The organism is Mucilaginibacter gossypii (assembly GCF_017569325.2).
Lineage (GTDB): Bacteria > Bacteroidota > Bacteroidia > Sphingobacteriales > Sphingobacteriaceae > Mucilaginibacter > Mucilaginibacter gossypii.
The window spans coordinates 6,514,948-6,529,883 of the sequence record NZ_CP071878.2 but is presented as its reverse complement, the minus strand read 5'-3'; the positions used below and the strand labels follow the sequence as shown (position 1 = coordinate 6,529,883).

The 14,936-nt window shown below is 44.9% G+C and carries 10 protein-coding genes; 5 read left to right on the top strand and 5 right to left on the bottom strand.

Annotated features, from left to right (window positions below; all coding sequences use genetic code 11):
* Positions 1 to 171: 171 nt before the first annotated feature.
* Together prfA and J3L18_RS28020 are read right to left on the bottom strand one after the other, a co-directional pair.
* Positions 172 to 1,245, bottom strand: a complete 1,074-nt coding sequence (gene prfA, locus J3L18_RS28025) for a peptide chain release factor 1 (RefSeq protein WP_091167385.1) — start codon at positions 1,243 to 1,245, stop codon at positions 172 to 174.
* Between the two features lie 328 nt (positions 1,246 to 1,573).
* Positions 1,574 to 2,320 carry a UDP-2,3-diacylglucosamine diphosphatase gene (locus J3L18_RS28020; RefSeq protein WP_129567960.1) on the bottom strand — a complete coding sequence of 249 codons (747 nt, stop codon included), beginning with the start codon at positions 2,318 to 2,320 and terminating at the stop codon, positions 1,574 to 1,576.
* A gap of 114 nt (positions 2,321 to 2,434) precedes the next feature.
* Here J3L18_RS28020 and J3L18_RS28015 point away from each other — a divergent pair, with 114 nt between their 5' ends.
* Positions 2,435 to 2,677: a hypothetical protein gene (locus J3L18_RS28015; RefSeq protein ID WP_129567959.1), complete on the top strand. Its 243-nt coding sequence runs from the start codon at positions 2,435 to 2,437 to the stop codon at positions 2,675 to 2,677.
* Positions 2,678 to 2,688: 11 nt separating this feature from the next.
* Complete coding sequence (locus J3L18_RS28010; RefSeq protein WP_112657142.1) at positions 2,689 to 3,036, top strand: hypothetical protein; 348 nt, start codon at positions 2,689 to 2,691, stop codon at positions 3,034 to 3,036.
* Positions 3,037 to 3,159: 123 nt separating this feature from the next.
* On the opposite strand, the gene J3L18_RS28005 is transcribed toward J3L18_RS28010, so the two are convergent.
* Positions 3,160 to 3,915 (bottom strand): outer membrane beta-barrel protein, encoded by a 756-nt coding sequence (locus J3L18_RS28005; RefSeq protein ID WP_112652635.1) that lies wholly within the window; start codon positions 3,913 to 3,915, stop codon positions 3,160 to 3,162.
* A gap of 342 nt (positions 3,916 to 4,257) precedes the next feature.
* Between J3L18_RS28005 and J3L18_RS28000 the strand changes: the two genes are divergently transcribed.
* From J3L18_RS28000 to J3L18_RS27990, 3 genes are read left to right on the top strand one after another with little or no spacing between them, the layout of a single operon-like run.
* Positions 4,258 to 6,375, top strand: a complete 2,118-nt coding sequence (locus J3L18_RS28000; protein ID WP_129567958.1) for a prolyl oligopeptidase family serine peptidase — start codon at positions 4,258 to 4,260, stop codon at positions 6,373 to 6,375.
* Between the two features lie 31 nt (positions 6,376 to 6,406).
* Entirely contained in the window at positions 6,407 to 7,180 is a 774-nt protein-coding gene (locus J3L18_RS27995) for a GDSL-type esterase/lipase family protein (RefSeq protein ID WP_129567957.1), read from the top strand.
* An 11-nt stretch (positions 7,181 to 7,191) separates the two neighbouring features.
* Positions 7,192 to 8,043 (top strand): hypothetical protein, encoded by an 852-nt coding sequence (locus tag J3L18_RS27990; protein WP_208102369.1) that lies wholly within the window; start codon positions 7,192 to 7,194, stop codon positions 8,041 to 8,043.
* 40 nt (positions 8,044 to 8,083) lie between these two features.
* Here J3L18_RS27990 and J3L18_RS27985 read toward each other — a convergent pair whose 3' ends face one another.
* Together J3L18_RS27985 and trpC are read right to left on the bottom strand one after the other, a co-directional pair.
* Complete coding sequence (locus J3L18_RS27985; protein WP_189549050.1) at positions 8,084 to 13,465, bottom strand: Ig-like domain-containing protein; 5,382 nt, start codon at positions 13,463 to 13,465, stop codon at positions 8,084 to 8,086.
* Positions 13,466 to 13,814: 349 nt separating this feature from the next.
* A complete protein-coding gene (trpC, locus tag J3L18_RS27980) occupies positions 13,815 to 14,597 on the bottom strand; it encodes an indole-3-glycerol phosphate synthase TrpC (RefSeq protein ID WP_090534816.1) in 783 nt (260 codons plus the stop codon).
* Positions 14,598 to 14,936: the final 339 nt, after the last annotated feature.

Below are 14,936 nucleotides of genomic sequence, written 5' to 3'. Positions count from 1 at the left end.
TCGGCTATCCCTTCCTTTTTTCCTAAAAAATCTTTACCGGACAACAGTGAAACAAGTTCGGCATGACGATCTTTTTAAAAAGTTAGTAGCAAACTCCCTGAATAGTTTCTCACAAACAAAAAAATCCCCAACCTTACGGCTGGGGATTTCTATTTAATATCTGATTATAACTTACGCTACTGTCCCTTCTTTCAGCTTCTCAGCATTCTCTGCAAACTGAAGCGATTCAAGGATTTCCTGCAGGTCGCCGTTCAATACGCCAGGCAGGTTGTAAATAGTTAGACCGATCCGGTGTTCAGTTAAACGACCCTGAGGATAGTTATAGGTACGTACCTTGGCCGACCTGTCGCCGGTTGATACCATGGTTTTACGTTTTTTTGATGTTTCTTCCAGGTGCTTTTGCAGCTCCATTTCGTACACCCTTGAACGTAGTACCTGTAAAGCCTTATCGTAGTTTTTTAGTTGTGATTTTTGGTCCTGGCACTGGGCAACAATACCTGTAGGGATGTGGGTTAACCTCACAGCCGAATAGGTAGTATTTACCGACTGACCACCCGGCCCTGAAGCACAGAACAAATCTTTACGGATATCACTTACCTGCAGATCGATGTCAAATTCATCAACTTCGGGCAATACAACCACCGAAGCTGCTGATGTGTGCACCCTGCCTTGTGTTTCGGTATCAGGCACACGTTGTACACGGTGTACGCCCGATTCATATTTAAGGGTTCCGTAAGCGTCTTCGGCGTTTACGTTAAATACAATCTCTTTATAACCGCCGCTGGTGCCTTCGGTATAATCCACCAGCTCGGTACGCCAGCCGCGTTTTTCGCAATAGCGCATATACATGCGGTAAAGATCGCCGGCAAAAAGGGCTGCCTCATCACCACCGGTACCACCACGTATCTCCACAATAGCATTTTTAGAATCTTCAGGATCTTTAGGGATCAACATCAGGCGAATTTCTTCCTCCTTTACTTCCTGTTGAGCAAGCAGTTCGTCAAGTTCCATTTTGGCCATCTCACGAAACTCCTCATCTTTTTCGGTAGCCAGGATCTCTTTATTGGTTTCGATATTGCTCATAATGTTGCGGTATATATGATACTCATCAACAATTTTGGCAAGGTCTTTATATTCTTTATTCAACTGGGCAAAACGCTTCATATCCTGCATTACCTCAGGATTGCTTAGCTCACCTTCAACATTTTTCCAGCGCTCGTATATCAGCTCTAATTTATCTAACATATTTTATAAATAATAATGCAGCTAAAACTGTTTGATATTGAACCGGCTTATGAAAGATTTGACGTTTCGGGCGGCTTACAGGCTTACTGCAAAAAAGTGCACAAAAGTACGCATTTTACTGCATATTTTAATTCAGCGATTGTAAGTTGTTTTTCTTAGTTTATAGATGATGGTTCATGGATCATAGAGCACCCCGCCAATGGTTCATAGTTCATGGACCATAGGTAGCTCGGCTTATAGATCATAGTTCATGGATCATAGCAAAGCCACCCTATCAATATCAATTAGTCCAATCAAAAACCATGAACCATGATCTATTAACCATGAACTAAACAAAATACTCCAGCCTCAATTCTTTACCATCAAAAACGGCATAAGAAAAATATGAAATCCATTCGCCAAGGTTAATATAACGGCTTTGAGGGGTCATTTGAATATCAAGCGGCATATGGCGATGGCCAAAAACAAGGTAATCGTAAAAGTTAGTCTTTAATTCTTCACGGCAAAAATTTACCAGCCATTCCTGTTCGCCTGGTTTTGGATTTTCTTTCTTTGCATTGGTATCCCGGCTGTGGCGGCTCCATTTATTGGCTATTCCCACGCCAAGGTTTGGGTGAATGCGGGCAAACAGCCACTGGCAAAACCGACTCCTGAAAAAACCTTTCAAAAACTTATAAAAGTTATCCCCCGGACCAAGCCCATCGCCATGATGAATGAAAAATTTCTTTCCGCCGCGCTCAATTGTCAATTCGTTGCTGATGATAGTTGCGCCCAGTTCATTTACAAAATAATCAAACATCCACATATCGTGGTTGCCTTTAAACAGGTAAAGCTTTACACCGGCATCGGCAAGTTCAGCAAGTTTGCCAAGAAAACGGATATAGCCTTTGGGCACTACGGTTTTGTATTCAAACCAGAAGTCAAAAATATCGCCAACCAGGAATAGTTCGGCGGCATCATGCTTAATACTGTCGAGCCAGCGCGTTATCTTATCTTCGCGTTGGCGGCTTGAGGCATATGTGCCTGTGCCTAAATGAACATCAGAAGCAAAATAGAGTTTGTCGCGAACCGGCATATCGGCAAAAGTACGTTTTAACAGCCAAACAGAAAAGATAAAGATTGTTACACAATAACCAGCAAACAACGCCGTATCTTAGTGGTTATTCAGCATACATTAAACATTAAAATTATGGCAATCCCCGAAAACCCAAATCTTGACGATGCGCAGGAAGATAAAGACCCCGGCAATGAATATGAGCAGAATGAAGGCCAGGATACCGGTAACGAAATAATTGATAAAAGCGAACCGGATGTAGCCGGACTGAACGCGGCCTCCCGGGCATCAGAATCAGCGTTTACTTTAAATTTTGAAGATGGCTATGCCCCTGCTCCGGATAAAAAAGACGAAGACCAGCAATCGCCAAAGCATTGATATATTAAGCAATGAAAAAAATATTACTGCCGGCATTGATCATGGTTGTTTTTGCAGGTAAGGCATCTGCACAGTCAAAAGGCTTTACCATGGCTGATTTCAAGGCTAATATAGGCAAAACAGGCACGTTGTGCGATACCGTTTACTCGTACAAAGCAGTGAGCGACACTCTTACCCTTTTGAACATGGGCGCAGCTTACCCAAGGCAAAAATATACCATAGCTGTAAAAGGCAGCACAATAAAGCTTGACCTATCTGCCATAAAAGGAAAACACGTATGCGCAACCGGCACATTTGAACTTTTTAAAGGCCAGCCCGAAATCGTAGCCGACAAACCAGAGCAGATCACGGTTAACTAACAAGCTATCAGCGCCTTATAAACAAGAAAAGCAGACCGTTGATCTGCTTTTTTTGTTTATAAGAGAATAATCTTATTAAGGTTTTTTAGCCTTAAGCTTTATGCATTCCGCCTTTAGCTTCAATTAAAAAGCTTTGTACAAGCCAAATACAATCTGCCCTTCGGTAATTGGCTGTTTGGTTACCAAACGGCCCACATTAAGCGTACGACCAGTTGTGGTTACATCATATCCCTGCGATTTAACATAATTGCCTTTAAGCGATAAACCCCAGCCGGCACCCATATCAAACCTGATAGCCGCGCTGCCGCCGTAAGCGAAAGCATAGCCTTTAGCACTTTGCTGGGTAATGCTGCCGGTTTGCGCGTCAACACCGGTAACACTAATGGTTAACTGCGGTGATGTTTGGCTTTTGATAGCACCTGCCGATGCTCTTAAATCAAATGACAGGCTTCGCCATACAAAGGTGTATTGCGGGCCTACTAACAGGTTAAAGCTACGGTAACGTTTATCGGCTGTTACGGTTCCCTGGTCGGCTTTAAAATCGGTTGTATAGCCTTGCGATAATATCAGGTCGTCATCATATGAAAAATTGCTTTGGTCCTGGTATGAAAAAGTATAACCGATACCAAAATTTCTGTAAATATAATATGCTCCGTCAAGCTGGAAGGTAACGCCCTTATTTGCAAAGCCCGATTTATTATTTTTATAATCCACCTTTTGGAAATCGCTTAACGGATAAGAAATACCCATACCTAAGCCCACATAAGGTTTAAGTTTTACTTTGGTTTCGTCATCTTTATCGTTGGTATCCTGAGCTTTTGAAGTAAACGCCAGCAGCATTAAAAGGCCTGCTGTAAAAAAAGTAAGGGTTTGTTTCATGTTTGTTATTATGTAACTGTATTACCGTAAGTTGCCGCTGCATCCTTAACCGCAAAGCAAACGTGTAAAAAAACGCATTATTATTGATACTTCGGTGATAACAGGCTCCGCTTTCAGGTTAAAAATTACACCGGTTATCAGCTGCAAAAAAATAAAGGGGTTAGTTTTTAACAACTTGCCCTTATTTTACAACAGTTTTTTCACGCCGCTAATATAGCCTGCCACGGGCAATTAAACAGCAACCGGGTGTAAAATTAACAACTTTTAACCTTTTGAACCGTTATTGCCTTGCGGCAATGTAACCTGAATGGCTATCTTTAGTTGCCTGTAATTTAAACAACCATGACAAAAACGTTCTGTTTATTTGCATTAGCTGTTTTATTTTGCAGCTATACACATGCACAAATGACTATAAAAACACTTCCATACCCTAAAACAAAAAAAATTGATGTTGTTGATACCTATTTTGGCACACAAGTGCCCGATCCCTACCGCTGGCTGGAGAATGACCATGCCGATGATACCAAAGCCTGGGTACAGGAAGAAAATAAGGTAACGTTCAACTATCTCGATCAGATCCCCTACCGGGCCGACATTCATAAGCGCCTGGAGTTTTTATGGAATTACGAAAAATATAGCGCTCCCTTTAAGGAAGGCAAATACATTTACTTTTATAAAAACGACGGGCTGCAAAGCCAAAATGTATTGTACCGCCAATTAGGCGATAACGGCGCCCCCGAAGTTTTTCTCGACCCGAATAAATTCTCTGCCGATGGTACTACCTCTTTACAAGGCATCGAGTTTAGCAAAAACGGTGAGCTGGCAGCCTACCAGATCTCTGAGGGAGGCTCGGACTGGCGCAAGGTTATCATTATTAACACCGAAGATAAAAGCGTTGTGGGTGATACCCTGAAAGATGTAAAATTCAGCGGACTGGCATGGCATGGTACCGATGGCTTTTATTACAGCAGCTACGATAAGCCGACAGAAGGCAGCCAGCTTTCGGGTATGACACAATTTCATAAACTTTATTACCATAAGCTGGGCACACCTCAAAGTACCGATAAGCTGGTCTTCGGCGGTGATAAAACCCCTCGCCGTTACATAGGAGCTTATCTTACCGAGGATGAACGCTTTTTGGTGATCACAGCCGCCACTTCAACAACCGGCAACGAACTTTATATCCGGGATTTAAGCAAACCCGGCAGCCAGATCATTAACGTTGTGAACAATTTTGATAACCAGCACAGCGTTTTGGATAATGTGGGAAGCAAGCTTTATATCCTCACCAATATCTACTCGCCCAATTTTAAAATAGTTACTGTTGATGCTGCCGAACCCGGCATTACCCATTGGAAAAACCTTATCCCCGAAACTAAAAACGTATTAAGCGCCACTACCGGCGGAGGTAAAATTTTTGCCGAATACCTGCAGGATGCCACCTCGCTGATCCAGCAATATAATATGGATGGCAAACTTGAACGTACTATCCAGTTGCCATCAATAGGCTCCGCGTCGGGTTTCGGCACAAAAAAAGAAGAGAAGGTTACCTATTACACTTTTACAAATTATATATACCCGCCTACTATTTTTAAGCTGGATATTGAAACCGGTGCCTCCTCTGTCTATAAAAAATCGGGGGCAAAGTTTGATCCTGAACAGTATGAATCAAAACAGGTGTTTTATACCTCAAAGGATAAAACAAAGATCCCAATGATCATCACCTATAAAAAAGGGACGGTACTTAACGGGCAAAACCCAACCTTGCTGTATGCTTACGGTGGTTTTGGCGTTAGCTTAACCCCTGCTTTCAGTACATCAAACATCATATTGCTTGAGCATGGAGGTATTTATGCTGTGCCTAACCTGCGGGGCGGCGGCGAGTATGGCGAAACCTGGCACCGCAAAGGCATCAAGCTAAAAAAACAAAATGTGTTTGATGATTTTATTGCCGCGGCCGAATACCTTATCAAAAATAAATATACTTCCAAAGATTACCTTGCCGTTTCGGGCGGCTCAAACGGAGGCCTGCTTATCGGCGCTATGCTAACCCAGCGTCCCGACCTGTTTAAAGTAGCATTCCCTGCCGTAGGCGTGCTGGACATGCTGAGGTATAATAAATTTACTGCCGGGGCCGGCTGGAGCTATGATTATGGCACCGCCGAAGATTCGGAACAAATGTTTAAATATCTTTATAACTACTCACCATACCATGCCCTTAAACCGGGCATTTACCCTGCTACCATGGTTACTACCGCCGATCATGACGACCGTGTAGTACCCGCCCATTCCTTTAAATTTGCGGCACGCCTGCAGGAATACCAGCAGGGTACTGCGCCAACACTTATCCGCATTGAAACCAATGCCGGCCACGGAGCAGGACAAAGTACAGCCCAGCTCATCAATGGCCAGGTTGATAAATGGGCTTTCATGTTCTGGAATATGGGGATAAAATGGTAACGATTTTTTAATTTCAATACTCAATTTATAAATGAAAAAATACCTGTTAGCTGTTGTTCTGTTATTCGTTGCCTCGGCAATAACATTCGCGCAGCATAAAAAACCAAATTTAAACATCGTATTCATAGGCAACAGTATTACCCAGGGTGTGCAGCTGGCCGATCCCGCTACGGAAGCGCCCCCGGCTACTACTGTAACTTATCTGCAAAAACAAAAGAACCTGGACACAGTAAGTTTCAGTAACCAGGGCCATAGCGGCTACACTACGCTCGATTTTTTGCCAGGCACAGGTACTTTTGCCAAAGTTGAAGAAGCGGCTAACGCTTTTACCAATAAGGACGCATTACTCATATTTTCGGTAAAACTTGGCACAAATGACAGTGCTATACACGGGCCGCATGGTGCTCCCGTATCGCCTGAAGATTATCAAAAAAATTTAAAGACCATAGCTGATAAACTTTTAGCCGATTTTCCAAAAGCGGTTATCATTTTCCAGCACCCGTTATGGTATAGCCCTAACACCTATAATGGCTCCAAATATTTACAGGAAGGCCTGAGCAGGTTGCAGAGTTATGTGCCGATGATAGATGAGCTTATAAAAGCATATGCAGTTACAAATCCCAAACAGGTTTTTGTGGGCGATACCAAAGCGTTCGCCTACTTCGAAAAAAATCATTTAACTGATCTCATCCCCGAGAACGGTAAACAAGGTACTTTTTATCTTCACCCCAATAAAAAGGGGGCCGATGCTTTAGGGCAGTTTTGGGGGATGGCTATCAATAAAATAATAAAGCGTTATTTTTAAATAAACAGGCGATGGGTTACATAGCACATATCAAGATCCGGATTTTTACGGTATCGATATGTTTATTCATTTGCTCGTGCAAACCATCTGTAAAACAGCCTGCCCAAACTGGTAGCAGCCATGCGGCTGTGCCCAAATTTAAAACCATTGCTTATACTGATACCGCTTTTAAAGTAATCCATGTTTTTGTTGCCCTTTGCGATAATAAATATCAGGGAATAGTACCTGTGCCGCCCGTAATTGGAAATGGTCAGGATCCCGAAACCAATTTATATTGGGGCAGCGATAACGGTGTGCGCACCTATTTTAAAAAAAGTAAAGACTGGCAATTGCTTAAAAAACAAAAAAGAAGCCCAATGATACTGGAAAGGCTCATCTTTCGGCATCGCACAAAAAAGGTTTATTTAGTAGCCGATGCCTGGGATGGCCAGGCTATTGAAAAAACTACCGAAGATTTTTTATTTAGTTGCGCGGGCCAATTAAAGGATACCATACATTATAACAGACGGGTTATAGGCATTAATGGCAATGCGCAATTGCTGGCTTATATTGGTCATGATGGGCTGATGGACTTCAAACTACCCAACGAATTTAAAAATGCAGATAGCAAAACCCGGGATTGCATCATTTTGGCCTGTATCAGCAAAAAATACTTTGGCGATTTTATTAGTACTGCCAAAGCTAATCCCCTGCTTTTAACAACCGGGCTCATGTGCCCCGAGGCCTACACTCTCCATGATGCAATAACAGGCTATGTCAATAACGAATCGCAATCAAGCATTCGGAAGCGGGCAGTTGCGGCTTATGTAAAATATCAAAAATGCAGTATCAGGGCGGCTGAAAACTTATTGGTTAACAATTAAGCGTCGGTAACTCATTAAATTGTTTGCTAATTGCATTCCATCACCTCAAAATCACTACATAGCCCGAAATAACAATGTTATTCATCTTTGTATTTACTATATAGTAGTAAGTACCGGACGGTAGCGGTTTTCCCTGATAAGTGCCATCCCAGGGTTTAGGATAGCCTACAGAATGAAATAAAAGTTGCCCGTAGCGGTTGTAAACATCAACTGTGCTGTTTTCATACGCTACTAAGCCTTTAATTTCCCAATAGTCATTTACCCCATCACCGTTTGGTGTAAAGGTGTTACTAACGTTTATTACCGGCGAAACCTTAACCGCAACAGTGCTCTTGTTAACGCAGCCGTTTGACTTATCGGTGATTTTCAGTTGATAAATTATATCCTGATCGCCGGTTACTACCGGGTTTTTAGCTGTAGGGTTATCCAGACCGGTGGCCGGTGTCCATTCATAGGTTACGTTTTCGCTGCCTACTACCGGGTTTAAAGTGATGGTATGCCCTTTTAAAACATATCTCGTATCGCCGGCTGCATCTGCCTGCACCGTCGGCGGCGGAACAAAATTAATGGTGATGTCATCAGTCGGCGTATGACAATTATCGGCCTGGGTTGCGGTAAGTATCAATTTAACCGAGCCTTTTGCAATATCTATTGGGTCGGGCTGAAAGCTTGGATTTAGTATATTATCCGAAGGGATAAATCGCCCCAATCCCGATGCCGATGTCCATTTTACTGTAGTTCCGGAAAATACCTGTCCGCTCAGCGGCACCATTGGGCTCTGGATACAAACATTATCGATGCTTGGCGGTCCGGCATCGGCACCAGGATCTGGCGCAAACTTAAATGTGACTTCCTTTGATACAGGGCAAAAATCTTTCCCAGTTGACGTTAGGATTAAAGTAACTGATCCTGCAGCTCTATCCTCCTTCGATGGGAAATATTGTCCCCTGAGCTCATCCTGCTTAGAGAAACTGCCACTGGCACCGGGCCCTAAGCCCCAGATCCCGGTATTGGTTGTGCTATGTACCTCACCGGCAAGTTGAATGAATGGATCATTGATACATACGTTATGCGAAGGGCCGGGAACAACAACTGGAATCGGATCAACCATAACATCTACTGGACTTGGCTCACCCGGGCATCTATTAATTATCAAATACAAATTATAGGTACCGGCGTTAGCGGCGGTGGCGTTTGGAATGGTTGTGCTTGGGCTTTGAGTTTCCAAACTAAAATTGTTGGGACCGGTCCACAAATATGTTGCACCACCTATAGGCTGGGTTTGCAGTATAATATCATTGCCTTCGCAAACGGGGCTGTTGCTGTGCCCTTCTATTTTTAATGTCTGGGGCCTTACAGTTACCGTATATTTAACTGGAGTGCCCGGACAGTCAAATGCTACGGGTGTTATGATATAAGAAACCTGGATAGGGTTTGTTGTAGTATTAACCAGTGCTTCATTAATAGGGTTAGCGGTTTGATCGGTAACCGGGGCATTGCTGATGCCGGTGACAGCCGGCCTGCTCCATAAAAAAGTAGCCGTAGATATATTGGATGTTAAAGTAAGCCCCAGTGGTGTGTTGTTACATTTCGGCTCTGAAGGTGGTGGATTGGTAATTACCGCTCCCGGGTTAACCGTTACCTTAAGCGGATAAGGAACTCCCGGACAGTCGCCCGTTTTAAAATTAAACATATAGGTAACTTCAACAGGCTCAGTGGTGGTATTGTAAAGCACCTCTTTTATGGTACGCGCGGCCTGCCCTGTTACAGCGGCATTACTGATGCCTGCAACAGCATCCCTGCTCCATGTAAAGCTTTTTACCGGGGTGTTAAATTTAACTTCATAATTGGTGCTTGTACCATTACAAACCGGGCCTGGCGAAGCGCTTGTAACAACAGGGGTGGCATTTACCTTTACTGTGTATGTAAACACAGGCCCGGGGCAACCGTTTAAATATGGTGTTATTTTATATACCACGTCAACAGCCGCACCGTTTGCATCGTTATTTAACAGTGTTTCGGTAATTGAGCTTGATGTTTGGCCCGTTACCGGGGGGTTACTGATGCCGGCAACCGCGGGGCGGTCCCATGAGAAAGTGGCGCCGGGCTGGTCGGCGGTGATCGCGTAATTTAGCGCGGTACCGCTGCATATCGGATCGCCTGTGGCGCTGCTTATTACCTGTGGGGCGGGCGTAACTTTTACATCAACTTTAGTGCGTTCACTAATACAGTCATTAACCTTAGTCTCCACATAATAAGTTCTGTTGATGGTTAACGGAGCTGTAGGAAAAGGGTTTCCCTGGTGTACAGGGGTTCCTCCGACGGGCACATTGTACCAGGTGTAAGTGCCTGTTGAACCGCTTGCGGTAAGTATTGCAGATTGGCCTTCACAAACCGTTGCTGTGTTATCGGTGCCAACCGTAGGTGCTGCCGGAGGGGGTATAGCCTTAACCAAAACAGGGGTACGCGCACTGGTAATACCGCCCACCGTTGTCGCAACATAATAAGTAATATCGTTTAGTATTGGCGGGGTTGTAAATATCGGGCCAACCTTAAGAGGTGTTCCACCGGTAGCATCGCTATACCAGCGGTATGTTCCGCCCGGTGCTGTAGCTACGAGGTTAGTTGTACTGCCTGTACAAACAGATTTACCAGGGGCCGTCGGCGCGGCGGGCACCGGGTTTATAGTTATGGTAACTGTGCTTGATTTTGAACCGCAAGGTCCCGCAGGATCATTAGATGTTAAAGTTAGTGTTGCAACTTTTTCTCCTGCGGCAGGGGTGTAAACAGCGTCCTTCTTTGTATCATCGGAGAATGTCCCCGCGCCATCTGTTTTCCATTTTACTGATGTAGCCCCCCCTCCAAAACTGCCGGCCAATTGTACAGGATCGCCCTGCTTCACGGTTTGATCCGGGCCTGCATCAACGATAACCCTATTATAAATGGTTATAGTGTTGGTAGCAATACTTTGCGGACAGCCGCTGCTTGCGGCTATGGTATTGGTTATGGTGTACGGCCCCCCGGCGTGGCTTCTCACCAGATCAATCTCGCCGGTGCCGGGATTCTTAAATACGATATTACCGGTCGGTTCGCTGAAAACGCCGGCACTTGCCCCCGGCTGGAAAACCGGCAGCGGGTTTTTTACATCGTTACAGATGGGGGTATTATATGTAAAAGTAGCATCCGGTGTTGTTACTATGGATATGCTTTGGCTGGCCGTTCCCGCGCATGAACCTCCATAAGTAAAGGTAATGGTATATTTTCCGGGAATACTTGCCGCCACATTGATTTCGCCGGTGGTGTTACTCACAAAAACCAGCCCGGGTGATGACGAAAAAGTACCACCGGCCGGATTAAGAATAGCAGGCTTTACATTACTTCCCGATGTACATATCGTGCCCGAAGGATACCGGAACTGGGGGTCAATAATAGATGTTATTGATACCGTGAAAGCGGTACGCGGACTAACACATGTGCCATTAACGGCCTCGGCATAAAAAGTTGTTTGTGCAAACAAAGGATCGGTAGTATAAGTGTTGCCGGTATGCACCGGTGTACCGCCTGTAGCACCAGTATACCATTGAATGGTTGCGCCCGAAGCCGGAACGCTTAAGCTGGCAGGGTCGCCGGGGCATACCGTTGCAGTACCGTTAACCGTTGGGGCGGCAGGCAGTGGGGTAACCTGTACGGTTACCGGGGTACGCTGGCTGCTACAGCCATTAGCTATACTTTGTACATAATAAGTGGTATTTGCAGTTAGCTCCGGCGTAACATAGGTGTTGCCGGTTACCAACAGGTTACCGCCGGTGGCCTGGTCATACCATTCATATTCATCGGGCGAGCCTGTTGCTGTAAGTGTGGCCGATGTACCGGCACATATTGCCGGAACCGGTTGCACAGCAGGGGCAGGGATCGGATCAAGAACAGTCACAGTAATTGCCGACCTCTCGCTGATACATGTTCCTACCGTGGTTTGAACATAATAAGTTGTGGTGGCCGTTAAAGCGGGAGTTGTAAATGTATCGCCCGAAAATATAGAGTTACCGCCGGTGGCCGCGGTAAACCATTGAAAACTTCCGCCTTGTGCCGATGTTGCCGTTAAAGAGGCTGTTGCCCCATTACAAATTACCGGCCCGTCGGGCACCACCGGTGCATCCGGGGCAGGGGTAACAGTAATTGTTATCGGGGTACGTTCGCTTGTGCAACCGCCGGTGGTATGCTCAACATAATAAGTTTTATTACTTGTTAAAGCCGGGGTTTGAAAAGTATTGCCGGTACCAACCGAACTGCCACCTGTGGCAGCTGTATACCAGTTATATGCGCCGGTAGGCGATGGATCGGCAGTTAAGGTAATACCGGTGCCATAACAGGCAGACGGTGACTGCGAAGGTGGCGCGGCCGGTATTTGCGTTACAGATACGGGCACCGCAATACGGTCGCTTGTGCAATCGCCTACCCGTGTTTGCACATAATAAGTTACCGCAGAGGTAAGCACCGGCGTTGTATAATCCGGACTTGAAATTAACGGCGTGCCTCCTGAAGGCACATCAAACCACTCAGCTACCCCCGAGGCATCAGCATGCAGCGTAATAGCCGATCCGGAACAAGTGCTGTAGCCACCGGCGGGAAGTACGGGAACTGCAGGTGGCGCATTGATTCGGGCAACTACAGGTATACCGGAGCTGGTACAACCTTTAATTACTGTAAAAAGATAATAAGTAGTATTTGCAAATAATGGGGGCGTTATATAGGTTGCATCGTTGCTCAATGGAGTTCCTGTTCCCGCGGAATTTGAATACCAGGCATAACTGTCGGCACCCGATGCTATTAACGTTGCGGGGCTACCATAACACACCGGATCTGCCTGAATGCCTGGCCGGCCTGTTACATTAACAACAACCGAACTTCGTGTACTGGTACAACTTCCTATAGTGGTTTCCACATAAAAAATGGTGCCCTGGGTAATTGGGCCTGTTACATATGGGTTACCTGTAAACAGGAAATTGCCACCGGCATCATACCACTGGTAAGTTCCTCCGGGAGCCGTTGCTGTTAATGTTGCCGAAGTATTGGGGCAAACAACCTGATTGGCTACCGTAGGCGGATTTGGAGAAGCTACAGCGGTAATCGGAATACTGGCAACTTTTGGCTGGCAGCCCGGGGTTTTATCACTAACCGTTACAGTATACGTTCCGGCTTTGTTTACATCAATAGATGGCGTATTTTCACCGGTGTTCCAGATATAGGTAAATGGGCCTGTACCACCCGATAGGTTAGCAGTTAACGTTACATTCTTTCCCGAACATATCGTATTAGCTGTTGAGGATATGGTTACATTCAATGTACAAACTTGACTATACCCTGCTAATGAACAAATAACCAACAGGAATAGTACAAGCAACGGCTTATTAATGTTCTTCATAAGTCTCTTTATACTCAATAAATGTGGCTGCAAGCGGCTCATTTTAACAACTCCCCTTATTGAGCACAGTTTTAAGATTGGCAAACAATACTTTTATGTTATACCAATCCGGCAATGATGTGCGCCTTTTTACGTAAAATACTAAAAATAGGTTTGATAAAACGCCAACAAAATGAACAATGATACCCAGGTGAAATTATTTATTTTATAGGTTAAAAAAATACCCGGTTAGGAAAATAACCGGGTATAAAAGAGGCACGATAGTGTACCTCATACAATTACGGGATCTGCCGGTAAGCGTTTCAGCCCCGGGCAGCGATGTAATAATACTTTAAAGATCCGGATTGGCTTATAACAAAGCCACAAAATCACGCATAGCCTGTCCCGGATCCTGCTGTTTCATGAAAGTTTCGCCAATAAGAAAACCATTGAAACCTTCCAGTTTAAGGTGCCTGATAGTTTCGGGATCGCTGATGGCGCTTTCCGAAATCTTCATAAACTCGGCGGGGATATGTTTAGCCAATTTGTAAGATGTTTCAACCGACACGGTAAAATCGGCCAGGTTGCGGTTATTTACGCCAATGGCATCCAGGTTAGGGTTAATGCTGCGTTCCAGTTCTTCGAGGTTATGTACCTCAAGCAATACGTTAAGGCCTATACTTTTGGCAAGTTTGGCCAGGGTATCAATTTCGGCAGGTGTAAGTATAGCGGCTATGAGCAGGATAATATCGGCGCCTAATGACTTGGCTTCTATCACCTGGTACTCATCTATCATAAAATCCTTGCGCAATACAGGGATGCTGTTTACCGAACGCGCTTTCACCAGATCGGCTTTGCGGCCCATGAAGAAGTTACGGTCAGTTAAAACTGAAAGTGCCGAAGCGCCGGCAGCGGCATAATCTGTTGTAACGGCGCTAACCCGCACTTTATCGTTAATAATACCTTTTGAAGGCGATTTACGCTTAAACTCGGCTATGATACCGGTACGTGAGGGATCGAGCAGAAATTCTTTGAATGAATAGGTTTCACGGTGAAAATGATCCGATTCTTCAAGTACGGTATATGATGTACGTTTTTTTGCCGAAGCAACCTCTCTTTTTTTGTTGGCAACTATTTTATCAAGTATCGTCATAGGATCGAAGCACTAATATTTATGTCATTGTGAGGCGCGAAGCAATTAGTCTTACCCAACCCCGTCCAGAGGAGAGGATTTTAAATGCTTTTTAAATCTTCCTTTCCGTAGAAGATTTAGAGGGGGCTAATTGCTCTCTTCCTTATAATGACATAGTTGTAAGCTATTGGTTAATAAGTGTATTTTTCAATCAATTTTATAACATGTGCGTTGCCTGCGGCCCGGGCTTTTCGTTGCAAGTCCTCTCTTTTCCTGCCCCCAATCCCAACCCGCGCTGTGGGCTTTTCACTGCAATCCCTAACGCGGCCACCGCGCACCGCTAAGTGTCCTGCACCCCGC

Bases quoted from the DNA above. Each gene is read 5' to 3' on its own strand.
- prfA (WP_091167385.1), bottom strand. From the start codon at position 1,245: ATGTTAGATAAATTAGAGCTGATATACGAGCGCTGGAAAAATGTTGAA.
- J3L18_RS28020 (WP_129567960.1), bottom strand. From the start codon at position 2,320: ATGCCGGTTCGCGACAAACTCTATTTTGCTTCTGATGTTCATTTAGGC.
- J3L18_RS28015 (WP_129567959.1), top strand. From the start codon at position 2,435: ATGGCAATCCCCGAAAACCCAAATCTTGACGATGCGCAGGAAGATAAA.
- J3L18_RS28010 (WP_112657142.1), top strand. From the start codon at position 2,689: ATGAAAAAAATATTACTGCCGGCATTGATCATGGTTGTTTTTGCAGGT.
- J3L18_RS28005 (WP_112652635.1), bottom strand. From the start codon at position 3,915: ATGAAACAAACCCTTACTTTTTTTACAGCAGGCCTTTTAATGCTGCTG.
- J3L18_RS28000 (WP_129567958.1), top strand. From the start codon at position 4,258: ATGACAAAAACGTTCTGTTTATTTGCATTAGCTGTTTTATTTTGCAGC.
- J3L18_RS27995 (WP_129567957.1), top strand. From the start codon at position 6,407: ATGAAAAAATACCTGTTAGCTGTTGTTCTGTTATTCGTTGCCTCGGCA.
- J3L18_RS27990 (WP_208102369.1), top strand. From the start codon at position 7,192: ATGGGTTACATAGCACATATCAAGATCCGGATTTTTACGGTATCGATA.
- J3L18_RS27985 (WP_189549050.1), bottom strand. From the start codon at position 13,465: ATGAAGAACATTAATAAGCCGTTGCTTGTACTATTCCTGTTGGTTATT.
- trpC (WP_090534816.1), bottom strand. From the start codon at position 14,597: ATGACGATACTTGATAAAATAGTTGCCAACAAAAAAAGAGAGGTTGCT.